The organism is Geodermatophilus sp. SYSU D00691 (genome assembly GCF_054050275.1).
Genome location: NZ_JBJGYZ010000002.1, coordinates 88,482 through 111,173 on the forward strand (window position 1 = coordinate 88,482; position 22,692 = coordinate 111,173).

The window sequence follows — 22,692 nt, forward strand, 5'->3', positions numbered from 1 at the left end:
GTCGTCGACCCGACCGGCGGGGGGCGACCCTCAGCGGCGCGGCGGGACGGCGACCCGGTCGAGGTCGGCGGCGACGACGATCTCGCCTGCGAACTCAGCGGCGGCCTCCTCGCGGAACCGCGCGGGGTCGGGGTAGCGCTGGGAGAAGTGGCTGAGCACCAGCAGCCGCACGCCGCTCTCCCGGGCCACGGCCCCGGCCTGGCGGGCGGTGAGGTGGCCGTACCGGTCGGCCAGCGCGGCGTCCTGGGCGAGGAACGTGGCCTCGACCACCAGCAGGTCGACCCCCTCGGCCAGGGCGTACACCCCGTCGCAGAGCCGGGTGTCCATCACGAAGGCGAACCGCTGCCCCGGCCGGGGCACGCTCACGTCCCCGACCCGCACCGTGCGGCCGCCGGTGTCGAGGGAACCCTCCCGCTGCAGCCGGCCGACGTCCGGCCCGGCGATGCCGTACCGGGCCAGCTCGCCGGGCAGCATCCGCCGGCCGTCGGGCTCCACCAGCCGGTACCCGAACGACTCGACGAGGTGGTCGAGCCGGCGGACCTCCAGCGTGCCGAACGCCCCCGTGGCGACCGGCCCGTCGACCGTGAGCGGTTCCTCGCGCAGCTCGGCCCGCTCGTGGAACACCGAGGCGTGCCGCAGCCGGTCGAAGAACACCCGCCCGCTCGCCGGGTAGTGCGCGACGACCGGGTGCGCCACGCCGTCGAGGGAGAGCCGCTGCACCACGCCGGGCACACCCAGGCAGTGGTCGCCGTGGAAGTGGCTCAGGCACAGCCGCGTGACCGCCGAGCTGGGCACGCCGGCCAGGAGCATCTGCCGCTGCGTCCCCTCCCCCGGGTCGAACAGGAACCCCTCGCCGTCCCAGCGCAGGAAGTAGCCGTTGTGGTTGCGGGTGCGCGTCGGCGCCTGGCTCGCCGTCCCCAGGACGACGAGCTCGCGGGCGGCCACGGCGCGGACGCTACCGGCCGGTCCTCCCGGCTCGATAAGCTCCCGGGCGGCGGGCCTCACGCCCAACCCCAGACCGGCTCTCCACGCGGGCCGGCACCGCGGGGCAAAGGGGACTCCGGGAGCCTCGAGGCGCTGGTCGTCCCCGACGTGTCCGGAACTGCTCGGCTGCGGCGGCGGGCGGTGCGTGGAGCCGTCCGGCCGCGCGTGCAGCCGGGAAGGTCCGACCATGACCGTCGCCAAGCAGCTCAAGGCGCGCGTCCGCGCGCGGATGGCCCGCACCGGCGAGCGCTACGCCGTCGCCCGCGCCCACGTCGTCGGCACCGCCGACCACGGCCCCGTCGTGGACCGCGGGTGGGCGCTGCGCGGCGGCACCGACCCCGGCACCGCCGCGCTGACCAACGTGCTCGCGCACCGCGGGGTGACCGGGCCCGACGGGCCGCTGACCGAGCCCCTCCTCGTGGTCGCCGGTGGCGGGCTCGGCGCCGGCTACATCCTGTGGGAGTTCGCCCACGACGACAGCCGCGTCGTCACGCTGGGCTTCACCCACTCCTGGCAGTACTTCGACCGGCGGCTGGCCACCACGGTCGACCGGCTGGGGCTGGACGTCGCCTGGTCGCGCACCGGCGGGACCGCCGCGGCGGCCCAGGCCCTCGCCTCGGCGCTGGCCGCGGGTGATCCGGCGATCATCTGGCCCGACCGCTTCCACGTCGGCTACTGGAACCTGCCGCCGTTCCTCGACGGGCACGGCGGCCACCCGGTGGTCGCCTACGCCGTCGCCGGTAGCCGGGTGCACGTCGACGACCGCACGCTGGCCCCGCTGACCGTGGCGGTCGACGACCTCCACCGGGCGCGTGCCCGGGTGGGCAGCTACAGGAACGCGGCGCTCGTCGTCCGCTCGCGGGACACCGCCGTCCCCGCCGACCGGCTGCGGACGGCGGTGCGCGCCGGGCTGCAGGCCTCCGTCGACCAGCTCGGCGGGACGTCGACGTCGTTCGCGCTGCCCGCCTGGCGCAAGTGGTCGAAGCTGCTCGTCGACCCCCGTGCCGCCAAGGGGTGGCCGACGGTGTTCGCCGACCGACGCGGCCTGCTGCGGGCGCTGGCGAGCGTGTGGGAGGGCGTCGAGCCGGCCGGCACGGACGGCGGCTCCCTGCGCGGGCTGTTCGCCGACGGGCTGGAGGAGGCCGCCGCGCTGCTCGGCGAGCCGGCGCTGGCCGCCGAGGCGCCGGGCTGGCGGGAGATCGCCGAGCGCTGGCACGCCCTCGCCGAGGCGGCCCTGCCCGCCGACGTGCCGGCGCTCGTCCGGCTGCGCGAGCTGACGGCCACGGTGACCGGCGCGGTCGCCGAGGGCGACGCGGCCGCCGCCGAGCGGGCCGCGGCGGCCGAGGAGCTGTGGCGGCTGCGGGACGAGCACGACGCCGAGCCGCCGCTGTCGCCGGAGCGGGTCGCCGTCGTCCTGGCCTCGATGAGCGAGCACGTCGCCGGGATCGTCGACGCCGAGTCCGCGGCCGTGCGGCGGCTGGCCGCCGTGCTGGCCGGGTGAGCCGGCCGGCGGGCCCGGGACTACCCCGGGCCCGCCGGCGGTTGCACCCGCCATGACCACCACAGCGCTGACCGCCGACTCCTTCGAGCAGACGGTCACCGGCAACGGCATCGTCCTGGTCGACTTCTGGGCCGCCTGGTGCGGGCCGTGCCGCGCGTTCTCCCCCGTCTTCGAGGCCGCCTCGGAGCAGCACTCCGACATCGTGTTCGCCAAGGTCGACACCGAGGCCGAGCAGGGCCTGTCGGCCGCGGCCGGCATCCGCTCGATCCCGACCCTCATGGCGTTCCGCGACGGCATCCTCGTCTTCAACCAGGCCGGCGCCCTGCCCGCGCCCGCCCTCGAGCAGCTGATCGCCGGCGTGCGCAGCCTCGACATGGACAAGGTGCGCGAGCAGCTCGCCGAGCAGCAGGCCGCGCGCTCAGCCTGACCGGAGCAGCGCGGCCGGCACGTCGACCAGCCGCGAGCGCAGGTACTCCCCCAGCCCCTTCGCCTGCGCGTCGGGCCGGGTGCTCGACGCGACGCCCTCCCCCAGCAGCCCGACGACCACGACGTTGACCGCGCGCAGGTTCGGGAGCGGGAAGACGCGGACCTCCAGGTCGGCCGCCTCGGTGAGCAGCTCCCTGATCCGCTGCGGCGTGATCTCGGCGGCCAGCCAGGCGTAGGCGTCGTCGTCCCGCACCCAGAACCCGACGTTGGCGTTGCCGCCCTTGTCCCCCGACCGCGCGCCGGCGATCCGGCCCAGCGGCACCCGTTCGGTCGGCCCGGCCGGCGCCGCCGGCGGCGGTGCCGGCTCGGCCGGCGGGGCCACCGGCCAGGTCGGCGGGTGCGGGATCGTCTGCCGCGTCCCGTCCGGCAGGTGGACGGCGTGCGCGACGGCGTCGGCGGGCACCAGCGCCGGCCAGTACACGCCGTAGGCGCTCTCCGGCGTCGGCGGCGAGGTGGCGTGGAAGCCGGCGTAGCCGCCCAGCGCCAGCCCGACGGCCGCGTCGGAGAACCGGCGGCCGACCTTCTCGGCGTCGGCGTCCTTGACCGTGATCCGCAGGTGCGCGGTGGCCTGCTCGTTGGTCGGGGCGTCCGGGACGTCGAAGCGCAGCAGCCGGACGTCGGTCTCCGCGAACGCCCCGCGGCCGCCCAGCTGGTCGAACAGCAGCTGCTCGGCCCAGGCGGCCTTCTCCTCGACGTCCAGGCCGGTGAGCACCAGCGTCATGGTGTTGCGGTAGCCGCCGAGGGCGTTGAGCGCGACCTTGAGCGTGTCCGGCGGCGGGCTGCCGCGGGTGCCGCTGATCCGCACCCGGTCGGGCGCCTCCTGGGTGAGCGCCACGGTGTCGAAGTGCGCGACGACGTCGGGGTTGGCGTAGGCCGGCTCGGCGATCTCGTAGAGCAGCTGCGCGGTGACCGTGCCCACCGAGACCAGCCCGCCGGTGTCCGGGTGCTTGGTGATCACGCTGCTCCCGTCGGCGGCGACCTCGGCGATCGGGAAGCCCGGCGCGCGGCGGTCGCGGATCTCGTCGAGGAAGGCGTAGTTGCCGCCGGTGGCCTGCGGGCCGCACTCGACCACGTGCCCGGCGGCGACCGCGCCGGCCAGCGCGTCCCAGTCGGTCCGCCGCCAGCCGTGCCACCAGGCGGCCGGGCCGACGACGAGCGAGGCGTCGGTGACCCGCGGGCAGACGACGACGTCGGCGTCGGCGGCCAGCGCCTCGGCGATCCCCCACCCGCCCAGGTAGGCGTTGGCGGTGAGCGGGCGCAGCCCCGAGTCCGCCAGCTTCTCGCCGGTGTCGAGGTGGGCCAGGTCGACCCCGGCCGCCTGGAGCTCCGGCAGCCGGTCGAGCAGGTCGTCGCCGGTGACCGCGGCGACCCGCGCCGGTACGCCCAGCCGGGCGGCGAGGTCGCCGACCGCTTCGGCGAGCCCGAGCGGGTGGAGCCCGCCGGCGTTGGTCACGATCTTGACGCCCCGCTCGAAGCAGGTGCCGAGCACCTGCTCGAGCTGGGCGAGGAACGTGCGCGCGTAGCCGGCGGTCGGGTCCTTCCGGCGGGCCTTCCAGAGGATGAGCATGGTCAGCTCGGCCAGGTAGTCACCGGTGAGGACGTCGATCGGGCCGCCCTCGACCATCTCCCGCGCCGCCGAGAGCCGGTCGCCGTAGAAACCCGAGCAGTTCGCGATGCGCACCGGCCTGCGCGGGGCGAGGTGCGGCGGGCCGGTGGGCGGGCTCATCCGCCGGCCTCCGGAGCACGGCCGGGGCCGGGCGGCCCGGCGAACGCCTGCGCGACGTCCAGCCACCGGTCGGCCACCGGCCCCTCGGCGACGAGCGCGGTCTGTCCCCGGTGGCGGCGCTGCACGACGAGCAGGCAGAAGTCCTCGGCCGGGCCGGTGACGCGGTCGGCGGCGTCGTCCGGGCCCCACGTCCACGGCTCGCCGTCCGGACCGGTCAGCTCCACCCGCACCGGCGCCCCGGGCGCCGGCAGCCCGCGGACGGCGAAGCTCCAGCCCAGGGTGCGGACGCCGAGGTGGGCCACGTGCCGCAGCCGCGCGGTCGGCCGGCGGACCAGCCCGAGGGCGTCGTGCACGTCCTGGCCGTGCGCCCAGGTCTCCATGAGGCGGGCGGTCACCGACGACGCGGCGCTCATCGGGGGGCCGTACCAGGGCAGCTTGGTGCCGCCGTCGAGCGCGGCGAAGACGTCGAGGTAGGCGCGGCGGGCCTGCTGCAGCCAGGCGAACGCCTCGGCGCCGGACAGCCCGCGGTAGCGCTCGGCCACCCGGTCGGGGTCCTGCTCGGCGAGCGCCGCCACCTCGGCGGCGAACGCCTCGGGCTCGGTGGCCGCGCGCACCGCCGCCTCGTCGAAGAAGGCCAGGTGGGTGACCTGGTCGCGCACGGTCCAGCCGGCCGCCGGGGTGTCGCGCGCCCAGTCGGGCTCGGCGAGCACCGACAGCACCTCGTAGAGCTCGGCGGACTCCGCGGCGAGGTCGGCGGTGAGCGCCGCCATGTCGACGCTCACGCCTCCTCCCCCACCACCGCGAGCACCGCGCCGGTGTCGACGGTCGCGCCGACCGTCGCCGGCAGCGCCGTCACCACGCCGTCGTGCGCCGCGCGCACCGGGTGCTCCATCTTCATCGCCTCCAGGACGACGACCACCGCGCCCGCCCGCACCGGGTCCCCGACGCCGACCTCCACCCGCACGACCGTGCCGGGCATCGGGGCGAGCAGCGAGCCCGCCTGCTCCTCGGCCTCCGGCTCGGGGAAGCGCTCGACCTCGGTCAGCCAGGTGGCGCCGAGCGAGCTGTCGCAGAAGTGGTCGTCGGCGACCCGGTGCACCTCGACGGTCCGCCGGACCCCGTCGACCGTCAGCGTCACGGCGTCCGGCGAGGCCGCGTCGACGACGACGTCCAGCCGCTCGCCGTCGACCGCGGCCCGCACCCCGTCGCGGGTGGAGCGGTACGCCACGTCGACGACGGCGCCGTCCAGCGCGAAGGTCGTCGTCTGGTCGGCCGACGGCACGTTGCGCCAGCCGCTGGGCACCGCCGCCTGCACGCCCGCGGCCGCCCGGCGCCCGGCCGCGCCGGCGAGCGCGGCGGCCAGGGCGTGCACCCGGAGGGCGAGCCGCTCGTCCCCGGACCGCCCCAGCTCGACCGGGTCGTGCCGCTCCAGGTAGCCGGTGTCGATCTCGCCGCGGCGGAACTCGTCCTCGCGCAGCAGCCCGACGAGCAGGTCGCGGTTGGTGGTCACGCCGTGCACGCGCGCCCCGGCCAGCGCGCGGGCCAGCGTGCGGCAGGCGGCGTCGCGGGTGGGGCCGTGCGCGATCACCTTGGCCAGCATCGGGTCGTAGTGGACGCCGACCACCGACCCGTCGGCGACCCCGGCGTCGACCCGCAGGCCGGGCAGCTGAGGCACGCGGAACCGGTGCACCGTGCCGGTGGCGGGCAGGAAGCCGGCCGCGACGTCCTCGGCGTAGAGCCGCGCCTCGACCGCGTGCCCGGTGAGCGAGGCTCCGGTGACCTCGGGGGGCAGCGGTTCGCCGTCGGCCACCTGCAGCTGCACCCGCACCAGGTCGAGGCCCGTGACCAGCTCGGTGACCGGGTGCTCGACCTGCAGCCGGGTGTTGACCTCGAGGAAGAAGAACCGCCCCGCCCGGTCGAGCACGAACTCGACGGTGCCGGCGCCGACGTAGTCGATCGCCTTGGCCGCGGCGACGGCGGCGGCGCCGAGCTCGGCGCGCAGCTCCGGGGTCACCGCCGGCGACGGCGACTCCTCGACGATCTTCTGGTACCGCCGCTGGATCGAGCACTCGCGCTCGAAGAGGTGGACGACGGTGCCGTGGGTGTCGCCGACGACCTGGACCTCGACGTGCCGCGGCCGCTCGACGAAGCGCTCGAGGAAGACCGTTCCGTCGCCGAACGCCGACGCCGCCTCCCGCCGGGCCGCGGCCACCGCCTCGGCCAGCTCGTCGCCCTCCCGGACGATCCGCATGCCCCGGCCGCCGCCGCCGAACGCCGCCTTGACCAGCAGCGGGTAGCCGATCCCCTCGCCGGCGCGGGCGAGCGCGGCCTCGTTCAGCTCCCCGCGGGCGCCGATGACCGCGCCGGGCAGCGTGGGGACCCCGGCGGCGGCCACCCGCTCCTTGGCCGCCGTCTTGGACCCCATCGCCCCGATCGCCTCGGGCGAGGGGCCGACGAAGACCAGCCCCGCGTCGGCGCACGCGCGGGCGAAGCCGGCGTTCTCCGAGAGGAACCCGTACCCGGGGTGGACGGCGTCGGCGCCGGTGGCCCGCGCCGCCGCGAGGAGCAGGTCGCCGCGCAGGTAGGTCTCCGCCGGGGTCGCGCCGGGCAGCCGCACGGCCTCGTCGGCGGCGGCCACGAACGGCGCGCCGGCGTCGGGGTCGGAGAAGACGGCCACCGTGGCGATGTCCATCTCCCGCGCGGTGCGGGTGATCCGCAGGGCGATCTCGCCGCGGTTGGCGATGAGCAGCTTCCTGATCACGCGCGCCTCACATCCGGAAGACGCCGTAGCCGCGGCGCCCCTCGATCGGTCCGGAGTGCGCGGCCGACAGCGCGATGCCGAGCGCGGTCCGGGTGTCCCGCGGGTCGAGCAGCCCGTCGTCGTACAGCCGGCCGGTGACGGCGAAGGCGTGCGCCTCGGCCTCGATCTGCGCCTCGATCGCCCGTCGCCGGGCCGCGTCGGCGGCCTCGTCGAACTCCTTGCCCGACGCCGCGGCCGCGGCCCGGCCGACGATCGAGAGCACCCCGGCCAGCTGCGCCGCGCCCATGACGGCGAGCTTGGCGCCCGGCCAGGCGAAGGCGAAGCGCGGGTCGAACGCCCGGCCGCTCATGCCGTAGTTGCCGGCGCCGAAGCTGGCCGCGAGGTTCACGGTGAGGTGCGGGACCGTGCTGTTGCTGACGGCGTTGATCATCTTGGCGCCGTCCTTGATGATCCCCCGCTGCTCGTACTCCTTGCCGACCATGTAGCCGGTGGTGTTCTGCAGGAAGAGCAGCGGGGTGTCGGCGGCGTTGGCGAGCTGGATGAACTCGGTGGCCTTCTGCGCCTCCGGGCCGAACAGCACGCCGCGGGCGTTGGCCAGGACGCCGACCGGGAAGCCGTGCACCGACGCCCAGCCGGTGACCAGGCTGGTGCCGTACTCGGCCTTGTACTCGCCGAAGCGGGAGCCGTCCACGACGCGGGCGAGCACCTCGCGCGGGTCGAACGGCACCCGCAGGTCGGCCGGGGCGATGCCGAGCAGCTCGTCGGGGTCGTAGAGGGGCTCGTCGGTCGGCAGGGACGGTCCCGGGCCGAGCTTGCGCCAGTTGAGCTCGCTGACGATCCGCCGCCCGATCCGGATCGCGTCGCGCTCGTCGACGGCGAAGTGGTCGGCCAGACCCGAGACGCGGGCGTGCATGCGGGCGCCGCCGAGCTCCTCCTCGTCGGCGTCCTCGCCGGTGGCCATCTTGACCAGCGGCGGCCCGCCGAGGAACACCTTGGCCCCGCCGTCGACCAGCACGGCGTGGTCGCACATGCCCGGCAGGTACGCACCCCCCGCCGTGGAGTTGCCGAAGACCAGCGCGATCGTCGGGATGCCCATCGCCGAGAGCTCGGTGAGGTCGTGGAACACCTTGCCGCCCGGCACGAAGATCTCCGCCTGCGTGGGCAGGTCGGCGCCGCCGGACTCGACGAGGTTGACCACCGGCAGCCGGTTGCGCCGGGCGATCTCCAGCGCGCGCAGCGACTTCTTCAGCGACCAGGGGTTCATCGCGCCGCCGCGGACGGTGGGGTCGTGCGCGATCACCACGCACTCGACGCCGGAGACCACGCCGATGCCGGTGACCAGGCTGGCGCCGACGGTGAAGTCGGTGCCCCAGGCGGCCAGCGGGGAGAGCTCGAGGAACGCCGAGTCGCGGTCGAGCAGCAGCTCCACCCGCTCGCGGGCCAGCAGCTTCCCGCGCGCGCGGTGCCGGGCCGCGTAGCGCTCCCCGCCGCCGGCGCGGGCCAGGTCGAGCTGCTCGTCCAGCTGCGCGAGCAGGGCCAGGGACGCCGCCCGGTTGACCCGGTACTGCTCGTCGCCGGGGTCGAGGCCCGAGCGGAGCACCGTGCCCTCGGTGACGCGGGGGTGGAGGGATGCGACCACCCCCGATGTCTACACCGCCGCGGTGGCGCAGCTCACGTGGCTCCGCCGGACGGCGGGCGCCGCATCCCGAGGACCGCGGCGGAGACGCCGAACAGGGCGGCGCCGGGCACGAGCAGCCACATCGGCCAGAAGTAGTCCGGCTCGCCGTCGACGCTGACCAGCACCCACACGGTGAGGTTGATCGACACGACGGCCAGCCAGACCGTCCAGAGCACCTTGAGCGCCAGGGGCAGGCGGGCGACCTTCGGCGCGGGGCGGGACGCCAGGGCGGGGGACGGCGGCGCGGACATCTCGTCGGCGGGCGGCAGGTCGGCGAACAGCGGCTCGAGGTCGGCACGGGTGACGGCGGCGTACGCCCGGGTCAGCCGGTCCTCGTACTCCAGGAGGTCCAGCCGGCCCTCGCCGAGCGCCAGCCGCAGCCTCTCGGCGGCCGCGTGGCGGTCGCGGTCGGAGATCCTGAGTTCGGGTCGCCGCTCGTCCATGGCCGACCTCCCGCGGAACGTCTCGGACCGAATCTAGTCCCCGGGCCCGGCCTGCGGGTGGCAGCGGACGGCCACGATCGCGACGTCGTCCTCCGACCGCCGGGCGACGATCCGGTCGAGCAGCGCGTCGCACAGCGCGTCGACGCCGAGCCCGCCCACCTCGGCGAGCAGCCGGACGAGGCGGTCGAGCCCGTCGTCGATCGTCGTCCGCCCCTGCTCGACGAGGCCGTCGGTGTAGAAGACGAGGGTGTCGCCGGGGAGCAGCCGGGCGACGTGGTCGGTGCGGTCCTGCGGGACGTCGGTGCCGAGCAGCGCCTCGGGGGCCGACGTCAGCATCTCGACGGCGCCGTCGGCGTGGCGCACCAGCGGGGGCAGGTGCCCGGCCGACGACCAGCGCAGCATGCGCAGGCCCGTCCCCTCCTCCTCCGGCGACTGCTCGATCCGGGCGATCAGCGCGGTGGCGAGCGTGCCGATCCGCAGGCCGCCGAGCGCGTCGTCGACCCGGGTGAGCACCCGCGCGGGCGACTCCTGGCGGTCGAAGGCGATGCCGCGCACGATGCTGCGGATCTGCCCCATCGCCGCGGCGGCGTCGACGTTGTGGCCGACGACGTCGCCGATGACGAGCAGGGTGGCGCCGTCGGCTTGCTGGAACGCGTCGTACCAGTCGCCGCCGACGTGCATGTTGCTCGCCGCCGGCTGGTAGCGGACGGCGATCTCTAGGTCGTCGGGCTGCGGCGGCGGGGTGAGCAGGCTGCGCTGCAGGGTCTCGGCCACCTTGAGCTGGCGGCCGTAGAGGCGGGCGTTGTCCAGGGCCAGCCCGGCCCGGCGGGCCACCTCGACCGCGGTGGCGATCTCCATCTCGCTGTGCGGCCCCCGCGCCCGGGTGTTCATCAGCGCGATGCCGCCGAAGGTCTCGCCGCGGGCGCGCAGCGGGACGATGGTGAACGAGTCCGAGTCCAGGCGCTGCCAGGCCGTGCGGACCTCGTCGGTGGTCAGCTGCGGCTCGACCAGCTCCGCCGGGATGGGGTGCACGCTGATCGGCTCGCCCGTGTAGAACGCGGCGGCCATGGGGCTGTCCTCGTTGCCGCCCTGCTCCGGCCGGTCGAGGTAGGTGTCGAGGTAGCCGACCATCTCCGGGTCGCGGTGGCGCCGGGCGCTCTCGACGGGCCGCCGGTCCTCGCCGATCAGCGCTGCGACGGCCCAGTCGCACAGGCGCGGGACGATCAGGTCGAGGAGCCGGTCGAGAGTCTCGTCGGTGTCGAGCGTGCTGATCATCGACTCGCTGACCTCGGCGAGATAGCGCAGCCGGTCGGCGTCGACGTCGGCGACGACGGGGCTCTCCACCGGTGCGGCGGCCTCCAGATGCCGGTCGGCCGGCTCGCGGAAGCTGACGTGCAGCCGGTCGCCGCTGCGCACGGCGGTCGCGCTCAGCCAGCGCCCGCCGGGCGCGTAGTAGCCGTGCCAGGTGACCCGCTCCCCCACGCTGCGCGCGTGCAGCAGGAAGCTGTGGAAGATCGTGCCGCCGAGCTCCGGCAGGGCGATCCAGATGTTGCGCCCGAGCAGGTCGGCGCGGTCGCGGCCGAGCAGCTCCGCCGCGGCCCCGTTGACGTAGACGATCGACCAGTCGCCGTCGAAGACAGCCACGCCGTCGGGGACGGCGTCGAGCGCCTCGCCCAGCAGGCCCGCGTCCGCGGGTGCGGAGGCGGTATCGGTCACGGCGTCTCCACGGTCCGGCCGGCGGGCACCTCCCGCGGCATGTCGGGCAAACCGTACCGACTGGACGACGTCCCGTGCCGAGCCCTCCGTCCACAGGGGGGCTGAACTGCGTGGACCTGTCCACAGGCTCGACGCGAGCTGTCGTCATCGAACGTATGATCGATCACGTGACCGCTCCCGCGACGACCACGGTGTTCGCGCCGCAGACCGACCTGGCGTCGGGTCCGCTCGCCGCGGTGCAGGCGGCCGACCGGGAGATCGCCCGGCAGGTGGCGCTGCGGTCGCGCGCGCTGGCGGAGTTCGCCGGGACGTGGCCGGTGGAGCTGGACCGGCCGCAGGGCGTGCCGGGTGCGATGAGCGCGGAGCGGTGGCGGTCGCGGCCGGAGCTGCTCGGACCCGTGTCGGAGTGGGCGGTGCCGGAGCTGTCCATCGGACTGGCCCGGGCGCAGGGCAAGGCGGAGCGGCTGCTGGACGAGGCCCTGACCCTGGTGCACCGGCTGCTGGGCACGCTGGCCGCCCTCGAGGCCGGGATGCTCACCGAGGACCACCTGTGGTGCCTGCGCGAGCACGTCGCCCCCATCGCCGACGACGCGGTGCGCACCGAGGTGGAGGCCGCGGTGCTGGGCTGGGTGGCCGCCCGGGCGGCCAGGCGGACGATCACCACCCCGCCGCAGCTGGGCGCCAAGGTGCTGCGCGAGGTCACCGCCCGCAACGTCCGCAAGGCGGCCGACGAGCTGGCCAGGGCGGTCAAGCGGCGCGGGGTGAGCGTGCAGGGCGACCGGCGGCCGGGGATGGCCTCGGTGGTCGCGCTGCTGACCCTCCCGGAGGCGCAGGCGCTGATCGCCGCCCTGGAGGCGCACGTCGACGCGCTGCCGGTCGATCCGGCCGATACCCGCACCCGCGGGGAGAAGCTGGTCGACGTGCTGCTGGACCTGGTGCTGCTGCCGGGGGCCGGCGACCGGCCGCCGGTGCAGGTGACGCTGACCCTAGTCGCCCCGATCGGCACGGTGCTCGGCGGTGACGCCCCGGCCGAGCTGGGCGGTCAGGTGATCCCGGCGGAGCTGGCCCGGCAGCTGCTGGCCGCCCTCACCGGCGCCGACCTCGGCGCCGCCGCGGACACAGACGCCTCCCCGGACACCGACGCCTCCCCCGCCGAGTCGGGCGGGTGGGACGAGGACGAGCGCTTCGTCGACCCCGGCCCCGATCCGCAGGACTGGACCGAGCAGATGCGCGCCGCGCACGAGGCCTGGGAGGCCGACTGGGAGCGCCGCTTGGATGCCGGCGAGTTCGACGACCCCGACCCCCTCTCCGCGGCCGAGGTGGTCGCAGCGGCCGAGCGGGCGCTGGAGGACGGCTGGCTGGAGCTGCAGGCGGAGCTGGCCGCCGCCGACGCCCGGGAGGAGGCGGAGTTCGCGGCCGGCTTGCACCCCGACCCCGACCCGTTCCCCGAACCGGGAGACGGCCCGCCCGACGATCCCCCGGACTCCGGCTGGTGGGCGGCCGCCGACCGGGCGGTCGAGCATGCGTCGGCGGCGGTGCGCGGGTGCCTGCAGACGCTGGCCCATGCCCACCGGCTGGTGCGCACGGCCGAACGCGCCGACCTGGCCGACGAGGCCTCCCGGCGGGCCGGCCCGTCCGGTCGGGTCACGGCCGCCCGCGACGCCCTCGGCGCGCTCTCGGCCGCGGCCGCCGCCGACCGGGCGGCGCTGACCGACCTGCTGGCCCGCACCGCCGGCGGCGGACTGGCCGACCGGCCGCGGATCGCCCTGGTGGACGCGCTGTCCGGGGCGCTCGTCTCCCTCACCGACCTGCCCGGGCTGCGCCGCGCGGCCTCCCCCGGGCACCCGCTGGGCGCACCGCCGCCGACCGACGGCTACCGCCCCGGCGCCGAGCTCGACCGGTTCGTGCGGCACCGCGACCGCCGCTGCCGCTTTCCCGGTTGCCGACGACGGGTCCGCGCCGGCGAGCTGGACCACCACGTGCCCTACCCGCTCGGCGCCACGTCGGCGGCCAACCTGGTCGGCTTCTGCACCGGCGACCACCGCGGCAAGCACCAGGCCCCCGGCACGACCCACACCCTGGCCGCCGACGGGACCCTCACCGTCACCACCCGGTCCGGCCTCGTCGCCACCACCGAGCCGCCGCCGTTCTGACCCGCCCGGATCAGCCGCCCCGGCCCGAGCCGTGGGCAGGGAAGCGCTCGGCGAGCCACGCGTCCCGGTCGGCCAGCGCGGCCCGCGCCATGGCCGTGGGGTGACCGGTGAAGCCGTGCGGCGACTCGGGGTAGACGCGCAGGTCGACGTCGACGCCCGCCGCGGAGAGCCGGGCCGCCATGACCAGGTTGTCCTCGAGCAGGACGTCCGACGCCCCGACGACCAGCAGGACCGGCGGCAGCCCGCGCAGGTCGCCGAAGACCGGCGACACGTCGGGAACGGCGCGGTCGGCCACGGCGCCGACGTAGGCCTGGAGGAAGTACTCGTCGGCGATCAGCCGGCCCGCCGGGGTCCGGCCGCTGAGGTCGTAGGTGCCGAACTGCAGGACGGCGCCGGCGAACGGCCCGGCACGCCCCCGGTCCCGCAGCCGGAGCAGCGTCGTCACGGCGAGCGTGGCCCCGGCCGAGCTGCCGCCGGCGGTCAGTCGGGTGGTGCCGAACCGCTCCTCGGCGTGGTCGAGGAGCCAGAGCGCAGCGGCCTCGCAGTCGTCCGGCGCGGCCGGCCACGGATGCTCCGGCGCGAGCCGGTGCTCGACGCCGACCACGGCGATGCCGAGCGACTCGGCGAGCGCCGCGTTCCGAGCGTCCGCGCCCGCCGTCGGGCCGAGGTAGAAGCCGCCGCCGGGGATCTCGAGGTGCACCCCCCGCACCGGCCGGTCCGCCGGCAGGGCGATCCGCAGCAGGACCTCCCGCCGGCGCCCGTCCACGACCTGCTCGACCCGAGCGGACGGCGGAGCCGGCACCGATGCGGCCCGCGCCGCCAGCAGCTCCTCGAGGGACGCCGGGCCCCGCCGGGACCCCCGCGCCGCGTAGAACGCCCGGCTCTGCGCGACGTGCCGGGCGAGATCCGCCCCGGCGAGGTCACCCAGCCCGATCCGCACACAACCTCCCGGTGCCGGTGCAGCACCGGCCGGCGTGCACGCAGCACGCCGGCCGGTCGCCGTGGCCCCCTGCAGGGTCCCGCCGCGAGCGTGCGAGCGGTGGGGGGCAGGGGGTCCTTCTCCTAGAGCAGCTCGAGGATGGTGGCGTTGGCCTGGCCACCGCCCTCGCACATCGTCTGCAGGCCGTAGCGGATGCCGTTGTCGCGCATGTGGTGCACCAGCGTCGTCATCAGCCGGGCACCCGAGCCGCCCAGCGGGTGGCCCAGCGCGATCGCGCCGCCGTTGGGGTTGAGCGCCTTGGCGTCGGCGCCGATGTCGGCCAGCCAGGCCAGCGGCACCGGCGCGAAGGCCTCGTTGACCTCGAACGCGCCGATCTCGTCGACCGACAGCCCCGACTTCGCCAGCGCCTTCTGCGTGGCCGGGATGGGGGCGGTCAGCATGATCACCGGGTCGGCACCGGCCAGGACGGCGGTGTGCACCCGCGCGATCGGGGTCAGCCCCAGCTCCCGGGCCTTGTCCGACGTCATCATGAGCAGCGCCGCCGAGCCGTCGGAGATCTGCGAGGAGTTGCCGGCGGTGATCGTCCCGCCTTCCGGCTTGAACACCGTCTTCAGCGTGCCGAGCTTCTCCACCGTCGACTCGCGGATGCCCTCGTCCACCGACACCACGCCGGCGTCGGTGGTCACCGGGGCGATCTGCGCCTCGAAGCGGCCCTCGTCCCGCGCGGCGGCGGCCTTCTCGTGCGAGGCCACCGAGTACTCGTCGAGCTGCTGCCGGGAAAAGCCCCACTGCTCGGCGATCATCTCCGCGCCCACGCCCTGGTTGGGGAAGACGCCGTAGCGGTCCATGAACGGCCCGGGCAGCGGCGAACCGCCCACCGACGTCGCCGTCCCCATCGGGATCCGGCTCATCGACTCCACGCCACCGGCGACGACGACGTCGTACTGCCCGGCGATCAGCCCGGCCGCGGCGAAGTGCACCGACTGCTGCGAGGAGCCGCACTGCCGGTCGACGGTCACGCCGGTCACCGACTCCGGCCACCCGGCGGTGAGCACGGAGGTGCGGGCGATGTCGAAGGTCTGCTCCCCCACCTGCGACACGCAGCCCCAGATGACGTCCTCGACCACGCCGGGCTCGACCCCGGCGCGCTCGACGAGCGCGTTGAGCACGTGGGCCGACAGCTCGGCCGGGTGCACCCCGGACAGCCCGCCGTTGCGCTTGCCGACCGGCGTCCGCACGGCCTCCACGATCACTGCGTCCCGCATGTCCCTGCCTCTCCCCACGACGGTGTGACTTCCGCACTGTAAGCCTGCGCCGCCGCGAAGTGTGAGACCCATGTCAACTTCGACGGCGGAACGGGTTCGAGCCGGTGCGGAACAGCGTCTCCTGCGCGAGGCTGGCGGCCAGCGTGCCGTCGGCGGTCGTCAGCGAGCCGCTGTACCAGCCCCGCCCCGCCGAGACGGTGTGCGGCACGAGGTCCATGAGCACCCAGTCGTCCAGCCGCGCCGGCCGGTGGAACCACACCGCGTGGTCGATGCTCGCCCCGGGCGACGCCTCGTCGTCCGGCAGCGCCGACAGACCCGTCCCGATGTCGGACAGGTAGGTCAGCACGCAGGAGTGCACGAGCCGGTCGTCGGGCAGCGGCACCGAGGTGCGCGCCCAGAACCGGGTCGGCCAGTGCCCGTCCGGGTACGGCTGCGACGGCAGCCGGCCCTCCATCGAGAACAGCCGCGGCAGCGTGTGCGCCGGCAGCCCGTCGGGCGGCTCGGCGTCCGGGGCCGGGTCGACGGCGACCTCCGGGCCCTCGGCCGCCGCGGCGAAGGACGCCGACATGCTGAACACGACCTCCCCGCCCTGCAGCGCCACCACCCGGCGCGCCGAGAACGAGCGCCCGTCGCGGTCGCGGTCCACCCGGAAGACCGTCGGCCGGGCCGCGTCCCCGCTGCGCAGGAAGTAGCCGTGCAGCGAGTGCGGCAGCCGGTCGGGCTCGACCGTGCGCCCGGCCGCGAGCAGCGCCTGGGCGGCGACCTGCCCGCCGTAGAGCGGGAAGGGGTCGGCGAAGACCAGCGTGCTGCGGTAGAGGTCGCGGTCGATCTCCTCCAGGTCGAGGACGTCGAGCAGCGTCGGGTCGCTCACCGCCCCTTCCACACCGGCGCGCGCTTCTCGGCGAACGCGACCGAACCCTCGCGGGCGTCCTCGCTGGCGAACACCGGCTCCACGATCTCTGCCTGCCGGGCCCACCCCTCCTGCCACGACCACTCGGCCGACGAGCGGGCGACCTGCTTGGTCGCGGCCACCGCCAGCGGCCCGTTGGCCGCGATCGTCGCCGCCAGCGCCAGTGCGCCCTCGAGCGCCCCGCCCTCGGGGGTGACCCGGTTGACCAGCCCGATCCCGGCCGCGCGCGGCGCGGTCAGCGGGTCGCCGGTGAGCAGCAGCTCCAGCGCCAGCGCGTAGGGCACCCGCCGGGTCAGCAGCAGCGCCGCGCCACCCGCGGCCACCAGCGACCGCTTCACCTCCGGCACGCCGAAGCGGGCGGTCTCGGCGGCGACGACCAGGTCGCAGGCCAGCAGCAGCTCGAACCCGCCGGCCAGCGCCCAGCCCTCGACGGCGCCGACGAGCGGCTTGCGCGGCGGCGTCTGGGTGATCCCGCACAGCCCGCGGCCCTCGATCGCCGGGGTCTCCCCGCGCAGGAACGCCTTGAGGTCCATGCCGGCGGAGAACGTGCCGCCCGCCCCGGTCAGCACGCCCACCCGCAGCTCGTCGGAGGCGTCCAGCTCGTCGACGGCGGCGGCCACCCCGGCGGCGACCCCGGCGTTGAGCGCGTTCTTCGCCTCCGGCCGGTTGATCGTGATGACCTGCACGCCGTCGCGCGCCTCGACCAGCACCTCGTCGCTCACCGCTGCTCCTCCCTGTCGGCCTGCACCACGGCGCCGCTGTCCAGCAGCGCCGTCACCTCGTCGTCCCCGAAGCCCCACGCGCGGAGCACCCCGACCGTGTCCTGGCCCGGTGCGCGGGGGACGCCGCGCACGGCGGCCGGGGTGCGCGAGAACCGGGGCGCCGGCGCCGGCTGCGGGCCCAGCCCCTGGTCGACGAACGTCCCGCGGGCCGCCAGGTGCGGGTGCGCCGGCGCCTCGGTCAGGCCGAGCACCGGCGTCACGCACGCGTCGGTCCCCTCGAACACCGCCGTCCACTCCGCCCGAGTGCGCGAGGCGAACGCCTCGGCGAACAGCCGCCGGTGCTCCGGCCACGCCGCGACGTCGTGCTGCCCGCTCCCCGGGAGGCGCCCGGTCAGCCCCAGCCCCTCGACCAGCAGCGCGTAGAACTGCGGCTCCAGCGGCCCCACCGCCATGTGCCCGCCGTCGGCGCAGCGGTAGGTGTCGTAGAACGGCGCGCCGCCGTCGAGCAGGTTGCTCTCCCGGCGGTCGCGCCACAGCCCGCCGCCGAGCATCCCGTAGACCATCGTCACCAGGGAGCTGGCGCCGTCGACCATCGCCGCGTCGACCACCTGGCCACGGCCGCTGGTCGCCCGCTCCAGCAGCGCGGCCAGGATCCCCACGACGAGGAACATCGACCCGCCGCCGAAGTCGGCGCCGATGTTGAGCGGCGGCACCGGCTTGTCCCGCGGGCCGATGGCGTGCAGCGCGCCGGTGAGGCCCAGGTAGTTGATGTCGTGCCCGGCGCGGGCGGCGAGCGGGCCCTCCTGCCCCCAGCCGGTCATCCGGGCGTAGACCAGCCGGGGGTTGCGGGCCGCGCAGTCCTCCGGGCCGATGCCCAGCCGCTCGGTCACCCCGGGCCGCAGTCCCTCGACCAGGACGTCGGCCTGCTCGACGAGCCGCAGCAGCACCTCCCGCCCCTCGGCGGACTTCAGGTCGACCGCGGCGCAGGGCCGGCTGCGGTGCAGCGCCTCCCGCTCCGGCGGGAACAGCTTCGCTCCCCCGCCGGGCCGGTCGACCCGGACGACGTCGGCCCCCAGCTCGGCGAGCAGCATGCACGCGTAGGGACCGGGTCCCAGCCCGCTGAGCTCGACGATCCGGATCCCGGCGAGCGGACCTGACGGCGACGTCACGGGCCGCACGCTAGCGAACCGCCCGCGGACCGGCGTGATTGCATCTGTGCGGAACCGCTGGGTTCCGCCAGTCCGACGGGGAGGTCCGTGCATGTCCGGGAAGTCGCCACTGGTCGCGTCGGCGATCGGCGCGGTGCTGCTGCTGGCGGGGTGCTCCTCCGCCGTCCGCGGCACGGCCAGCCCGGATCCCGCGATGGCCCCGCCCGAGGCGTCCTCGTCGGCGCCCTCCTCCCCGCAGCCCGAGGAGCCGGGCACGGCCGAGGTCAACGCCCGCGGCAACATCGAGAAGGAGGTCGGTGAGCCCGCCGGCGTGACCGGGGACGACGGCGAGCCGCTGCTCACCTTCACCGTCGACGAGATCGTCGCCGACTACACCTGCACCGGCGACCTGCCCGAGCCCGCGGAGAACGGCCACTTCGTGGCGCTGCGGATGACCGTCGAGACCGCGCCGAACCTGCCGCCCGACGCCTACTACGACATCAGCGCCTACGAGTTCTCGTTCATCGGCGGCGACGGCGTGACGTTCACCGAGGTCGACACCTTCGCCGCGTTCATCTGCGCCGCCGACGACCAGCAGCTGCCCTCCGGCGAGCTCGGCAGCGGGCAGCGGTACACCGGCACGCTCGTCCTCGACGTGCCGGGGAACTCGGGGATCGTCCAGTACCAGCCGTTCTACCTGCCCGAGGGCGGCTGGGAATGGGAGTTCTGACGGCGGCTCAGGCGTCACCGTAGACGGGGATCCGCGCCCCGCTGACCGGGGCGGCGTCCGGCCCGGCCAGGAAGGCGATCACCCGGGCGATCGCCGCCGGCGCGACGGCTCTCGCCGCCAGCTCCGGCGACATCCACGAGCGGTTGGCGGGGGTGTCGATCACCGAGGGCAGCACGCAGTTGACCCGGATGCCCTGCGGCCGCAGCTCGTCGGCCAGCAGCTCGGTCATCCGGACGACGGCGGCCTTGCTCGTGGCGTGGGCGACCGGTGCCCGGCCGCCGACCGCCGTCCTCGACCCGACCGCGACGATCGACCCGCCGGGCGGCATGCGGGTCGCGGCCTGCTGGCAGCACCACAGCAGCGACGAGACGTTGGACTCCCACATCTGCGCCCACACCTCGGGCGTGAGATCGGCCAGCGAGCTGGGCCGGAAGCCGCCGGCCAGCGCGACGAGCACCGACGGCGTGCCGATCCGGTCGATCTCCGCCCACGCCGCGGCGGTCGCCGTCGGGTCGGCCAGCTCGGCGGCGACCGGGTGGACGCCGTCGGCGCGGCCCACCTCGTCGAGCGCGTCGCCGGCCCGGTCCAGGGCGACGACCTGCCGCCCCGCCGTCCGGAACTCCGCCAGCACCGCGCGCCCGAGCGCGCCCGCGGCACCGGTCACCACCACCAGCCCGGCCTCGTCCACGGCCGCCATCATGCCGTCGGCACGCCCGGGTTACCGGGCGGTAGCTCGTGTGGGATCGTCGGGGCGTCCACGTACGACGACGGCGAGGGCGCCGTCGGAGAGTTGAGGTCCCATGCGGTTGCAGTTGTCCCCGGAGGACGAGGCCTTCCGGGAGGAGATGCGCACCTTCTTCACCACCCAGATCCCGCAGTCCATCCGCGACACGGTGGCCCACCACCGCCACCTGACCAAGGACCAGTACGTCGAGAGCCAGCGGATCCTCAACTCCGCCGGCCTGGCCGTGCCGCACTGGCCGGTGGAGTGGGGCGGCAAGGACTGGACGCCGCTGCAGCGCCACATCTGGCGCGAGGAGATGCAGCTGGCCGCCGTCCCCGAGCCGCTGGCCTTCAACGCCAGCATGATCGGCCCGGTGCTCGCCCAGTTCGGCACGCAGGAGCAGAAGGAGCGGTTCCTGCCCGCGACCGCGAACATCGACATCTGGTGGTGCCAGGGCTTCTCCGAGCCCGACGCCGGCTCCGACCTGGCCTCGCTGCGCACCACCGCCGTCCGCGACGGCGACGAGTGGATCGTCAACGGCCAGAAGACGTGGACCACGCTCGGCCAGCACGCCGACTGGATCTTCTGCCTCGTGCGCACCGACCCGACCGCCGAGAAGCGCCAGCGCGGCATCTCCATGCTGGTCTTCCCGATGGACTCCCCCGGCGTCACGCTGCGCCCGATCGAGCTGCTCGACGGCACGCACGAGGTCAACGAGGTCTTCTTCGAGGACGTCCGGGTGCCCGCCGAGAACCTGATCGGCGAGGAGAACGCCGGCTGGACGATCGCGAAGTTCCTGCTGGGCAACGAGCGGGTCGGCATCGCCCGGGTCGGCCACACCAAGCGCCTGCTGGCCGACGCCAAGGAGCACGCCCGCTCGATCGTGGTGAACGGCGTCCCGCTGTCGGAGGACCCCTTCACCACCGCCCGCATCGCCGAGCTCGAGAACGAGCTCCTGGCGCTGGAGCTCACCGCGCTGCGCGTGGTGGCCAACTCCGCCGACGGGCGCCCGCACCCGGCGTCGTCGGTGCTCAAGCTGCGCGGCTCGGAGCTGCAGCAGGCCGCCACCGAGCTGCTCGTCGACCTCGCCGGCCCGCTGTCGCTGGCGTCCTACGCCGACGGCGGCTCCGACGTCCCGGAGTGGGCGCGGGTGGCCACGCCCGAGTACCTGAACTACCGCAAGGTCACCATCTACGGCGGCTCGAACGAGGTTCAGCGCACCATCATCGCCGGCACGATCCTGGGGTTGTGATCTGACCGTGGACTTCACCTACGACGACGAGCAGAACGCCCTCCGCGAGGCGGTGAGCGGGCTGCTGGCCCGCGCGTACGGCGACAGCGAGACCCGCCGGAAGGTCACCGCGACCGACCCCGGCTTCGACGAGAAGACCTGGGCCCGGCTGGCCGAGATGGGCCTGCTCGGGCTGCCGTTCCCCGAGGAGTCCGGCGGCATGGGCGCCGGCCCGGTCGAGGTGGCGATCGTGGCCGAGGAGATCGGCCGGGTCCTCGCGCCCGAGCCGTTCGTCGAGGCCGTCGTCCTGGCCGGCGGGCTGGTCCAGGCGGCCGGCACGCCGGCGCAGCGCGAGGAGCTGATCGGCGGCCTGTCCGAGGGCTCGCTGGTGCCGGCCTTCGCGCACGCCGAGCCCGGCACCCGGTGGACCCCGACGGCGAGCGGCGTCCGGGCCGCGCAGGACGGCGACGCGTGGCGGCTGACCGGTGTCAAGGAGCCGGTGCTCAACGGGGCCCGCGCGGACGTCCTGGTCGTCAGCGCCGTGGTCGACGGCGGCACCCGGCTGTTCGTCGTCCGCGGGGACGCCGAGGGGCTGACCCGCACCGGCTACCGCACCCACGACGGCGGCCGCGCGGCCAAGGTCGAGTTCGCCGGCACCCCGGCCGAGCCGCTCGGCGACGCCGGGGGCGACCAGACGGCGGTCGTCGAGCGGGCGCTGGCCGAGGCCCGCATCGCCTACGCGCACGAGGCCGTCGGCGCCATGTCGACCGCGCTGACCACCACCGCGGAGTACCTCAAGACCCGCAAGCAGTTCGGGGTCACGCTCAACAGGTTCCAGGCGCTCACCTTCCGCGCCGCCGACATGTACGTGTCGCTGGAGCTCGCCCGCAGCACCGCGCTGTGGGCGTCGCTGGTCCTCGACGCCGGCGGGGACGTGATCACCGCGGCCGAGCGGGCGCGGCTGCAGACCAGCCGTGCCTCGCGGCACATCGGCAAGGACGCGATCCAGCTGCACGGCGGGATCGGCGTGACCGCCGAGTACTCGGTCGGCCACTACACCAGCCGGCTCGCCGCGATCGACCACGTGCTCGGTGACGGCGACTGGGCGCTGGCCCGGCTCGCCGCCGGCGTCGACGCCTACCCGACGGTCGACCCGCTCGGCGCCCCGTACACCCGGTGAGCGCACCGGCCCCCGCCCTCGTCAGCCCCGCCTGGCTCATCGGCGGGCTCCGCAACGTCCCGGGCTACCTGGGCGCGGGCGGGGGCCGGCTCACCTTCGTCAGCGACACGCCGGTCTTCGACGTGCCGCTGGCCGAGGTGCACGACGTCAGCTGGCCGTGGCACTGGTTCGGCGGCGGGGTGAAGCTCACCGCCGCGGGCACCAAGTACAAGGTCACCTTCGTGCGGCCCAACGGCATGCCGCAGCCCGACCCGTCGATGCTGCAGACCGCGGCGGGCGTCTTCGGCCTGCTCACCGGCACGTGGCACGACATCTCCGCGCTGCAGGGCCTGGCCGACATCGGCACCGGCCGCGCCGCCGGGGAGAAGTGGAAGCAGGTCCTCCCCGGCTGAGC

Annotated in this window: 20 protein-coding genes; 7 read left to right on the top strand and 13 right to left on the bottom strand. The window is 75.7% G+C overall.

The annotated features are described in order from the left end of the window. Positions 1–30: 30 nt before the first annotated feature. Complete coding sequence (locus ACI797_RS01905; RefSeq protein WP_456856748.1) at positions 31–945, bottom strand: ribonuclease Z; 915 nt, start codon at positions 943–945, stop codon at positions 31–33. A gap of 226 nt (positions 946–1,171) precedes the next feature. On the opposite strand from ACI797_RS01905, the gene ACI797_RS01910 reads away from it, so the two are divergent. Next, positions 1,172–2,485, top strand: a complete 1,314-nt coding sequence (locus ACI797_RS01910; protein ID WP_456856750.1) for a BtrH N-terminal domain-containing protein — start codon at positions 1,172–1,174, stop codon at positions 2,483–2,485. A gap of 52 nt (positions 2,486–2,537) precedes the next feature. After that, a complete protein-coding gene (trxA, locus tag ACI797_RS01915; protein ID WP_456856752.1) occupies positions 2,538–2,912 on the top strand; it encodes a thioredoxin in 375 nt (124 codons plus the stop codon). Here the strand turns inward: trxA and ACI797_RS01920 are convergent. Genes ACI797_RS01920 through ACI797_RS01945 form a run of 6 tightly spaced genes read right to left on the bottom strand, consistent with a single transcriptional unit; the run spans position 2,904 to position 11,295 of the window. Then, the gene (locus tag ACI797_RS01920; protein ID WP_456856754.1) at positions 2,904–4,697 is read right to left on the bottom strand and encodes an acyclic terpene utilization AtuA family protein; all 1,794 of its coding nucleotides are present in this window, start codon (positions 4,695–4,697) and stop codon (positions 2,904–2,906) included. The genes trxA and ACI797_RS01920 overlap by 9 nt on opposite strands. Next, positions 4,694–5,479, bottom strand: a complete 786-nt coding sequence (locus ACI797_RS01925; RefSeq protein ID WP_456856756.1) for a TIGR03084 family metal-binding protein — start codon at positions 5,477–5,479, stop codon at positions 4,694–4,696. Before ACI797_RS01925 ends, ACI797_RS01920 begins: the two co-directional genes overlap by 4 nt. Next, a complete protein-coding gene (locus ACI797_RS01930) occupies positions 5,476–7,458 on the bottom strand; it encodes an acetyl/propionyl/methylcrotonyl-CoA carboxylase subunit alpha (RefSeq protein WP_456856758.1) in 1,983 nt (660 codons plus the stop codon). Before ACI797_RS01930 ends, ACI797_RS01925 begins: the two co-directional genes overlap by 4 nt. A 7-nt stretch (positions 7,459–7,465) precedes the next feature. Continuing rightward, positions 7,466–9,097 carry an acyl-CoA carboxylase subunit beta gene (locus ACI797_RS01935; protein ID WP_456856760.1) on the bottom strand — a complete coding sequence of 544 codons (1,632 nt, stop codon included), beginning with the start codon at positions 9,095–9,097 and terminating at the stop codon, positions 7,466–7,468. A gap of 32 nt (positions 9,098–9,129) precedes the next feature. After that, complete coding sequence (locus ACI797_RS01940) at positions 9,130–9,579, bottom strand: DUF1707 SHOCT-like domain-containing protein (protein WP_456856762.1); 450 nt, start codon at positions 9,577–9,579, stop codon at positions 9,130–9,132. A 33-nt stretch (positions 9,580–9,612) separates the two neighbouring features. After that, positions 9,613–11,295, bottom strand: coding sequence for a SpoIIE family protein phosphatase (locus ACI797_RS01945; protein ID WP_456856764.1), 1,683 nt, complete (start codon positions 11,293–11,295; stop codon positions 9,613–9,615). Between the two features lie 167 nt (positions 11,296–11,462). On the opposite strand from ACI797_RS01945, the gene ACI797_RS01950 reads away from it, so the two are divergent. Continuing rightward, on the top strand, positions 11,463–13,448 hold the full coding sequence (locus ACI797_RS01950) for a DUF222 domain-containing protein (RefSeq protein WP_456856766.1): 1,986 nt from the start codon (positions 11,463–11,465) through the stop codon (positions 13,446–13,448). 10 nt (positions 13,449–13,458) lie between these two features. Here the strand turns inward: ACI797_RS01950 and ACI797_RS01955 are convergent, their stop codons facing one another. The 5 genes from ACI797_RS01955 to ACI797_RS01975 all read right to left on the bottom strand — a co-directional run bounded on the left by ACI797_RS01955 (position 13,459) and on the right by ACI797_RS01975 (position 18,454). Continuing rightward, on the bottom strand, positions 13,459–14,388 hold the full coding sequence (locus ACI797_RS01955) for an alpha/beta hydrolase (RefSeq protein ID WP_456856768.1): 930 nt from the start codon (positions 14,386–14,388) through the stop codon (positions 13,459–13,461). 122 nt (positions 14,389–14,510) lie between these two features. Further along, positions 14,511–15,653, bottom strand: coding sequence for a thiolase family protein (locus ACI797_RS01960; RefSeq protein WP_456856770.1), 1,143 nt, complete (start codon positions 15,651–15,653; stop codon positions 14,511–14,513). A gap of 73 nt (positions 15,654–15,726) precedes the next feature. Continuing rightward, on the bottom strand, positions 15,727–16,524 hold the full coding sequence (locus ACI797_RS01965) for an acyl-CoA thioesterase (protein WP_456856772.1): 798 nt from the start codon (positions 16,522–16,524) through the stop codon (positions 15,727–15,729). Further along, positions 16,521–17,285 (bottom strand): crotonase/enoyl-CoA hydratase family protein, encoded by a 765-nt coding sequence (locus tag ACI797_RS01970; protein WP_456856774.1) that lies wholly within the window; start codon positions 17,283–17,285, stop codon positions 16,521–16,523. The genes ACI797_RS01965 and ACI797_RS01970 overlap by 4 nt, the downstream gene beginning before the upstream one ends. Next, positions 17,282–18,454, bottom strand: a complete 1,173-nt coding sequence (locus tag ACI797_RS01975) for a CaiB/BaiF CoA transferase family protein (RefSeq protein ID WP_456856775.1) — start codon at positions 18,452–18,454, stop codon at positions 17,282–17,284. Before ACI797_RS01975 ends, ACI797_RS01970 begins: the two co-directional genes overlap by 4 nt. A 91-nt stretch (positions 18,455–18,545) precedes the next feature. Here ACI797_RS01975 and ACI797_RS01980 point away from each other — a divergent pair, with 91 nt between their 5' ends. Beyond that, the gene (locus ACI797_RS01980) at positions 18,546–19,163 is read left to right on the top strand and encodes a hypothetical protein (RefSeq protein WP_456856778.1); all 618 of its coding nucleotides are present in this window, start codon (positions 18,546–18,548) and stop codon (positions 19,161–19,163) included. A gap of 7 nt (positions 19,164–19,170) precedes the next feature. Here ACI797_RS01980 and ACI797_RS01985 read toward each other — a convergent pair whose 3' ends face one another. Continuing rightward, positions 19,171–19,851: an SDR family NAD(P)-dependent oxidoreductase gene (locus tag ACI797_RS01985; RefSeq protein WP_456856779.1), complete on the bottom strand. Its 681-nt coding sequence runs from the start codon at positions 19,849–19,851 to the stop codon at positions 19,171–19,173. 112 nt (positions 19,852–19,963) lie between these two features. Here ACI797_RS01985 and ACI797_RS01990 point away from each other — a divergent pair, with 112 nt between their 5' ends. From ACI797_RS01990 to ACI797_RS02000, 3 genes are read left to right on the top strand one after another with little or no spacing between them, the layout of a single operon-like run. Next, positions 19,964–21,139, top strand: coding sequence for an acyl-CoA dehydrogenase family protein (locus ACI797_RS01990; RefSeq protein ID WP_456856781.1), 1,176 nt, complete (start codon positions 19,964–19,966; stop codon positions 21,137–21,139). A gap of 7 nt (positions 21,140–21,146) precedes the next feature. Continuing rightward, a complete protein-coding gene (locus ACI797_RS01995; RefSeq protein ID WP_456856785.1) occupies positions 21,147–22,298 on the top strand; it encodes an acyl-CoA dehydrogenase family protein in 1,152 nt (383 codons plus the stop codon). Then, complete coding sequence (locus ACI797_RS02000) at positions 22,295–22,690, top strand: hypothetical protein (RefSeq protein ID WP_456856790.1); 396 nt, start codon at positions 22,295–22,297, stop codon at positions 22,688–22,690. The genes ACI797_RS01995 and ACI797_RS02000 overlap by 4 nt, the downstream gene beginning before the upstream one ends. Positions 22,691–22,692: the final 2 nt, after the last annotated feature.

Bases quoted from the DNA above. Each gene is read 5' to 3' on its own strand.
- ACI797_RS01910 (WP_456856750.1), top strand. From the start codon at position 1,172: ATGACCGTCGCCAAGCAGCTCAAGGCGCGCGTCCGCGCGCGGATGGCC.
- trxA (WP_456856752.1), top strand. From the start codon at position 2,538: ATGACCACCACAGCGCTGACCGCCGACTCCTTCGAGCAGACGGTCACC.
- ACI797_RS01920 (WP_456856754.1), bottom strand. From the start codon at position 4,697: ATGAGCCCGCCCACCGGCCCGCCGCACCTCGCCCCGCGCAGGCCGGTG.
- ACI797_RS01940 (WP_456856762.1), bottom strand. From the start codon at position 9,579: ATGGACGAGCGGCGACCCGAACTCAGGATCTCCGACCGCGACCGCCAC.
- ACI797_RS01960 (WP_456856770.1), bottom strand. From the start codon at position 15,653: ATGCGGGACGCAGTGATCGTGGAGGCCGTGCGGACGCCGGTCGGCAAG.
- ACI797_RS01980 (WP_456856778.1), top strand. From the start codon at position 18,546: ATGTCCGGGAAGTCGCCACTGGTCGCGTCGGCGATCGGCGCGGTGCTG.
- ACI797_RS01990 (WP_456856781.1), top strand. From the start codon at position 19,964: ATGCGGTTGCAGTTGTCCCCGGAGGACGAGGCCTTCCGGGAGGAGATG.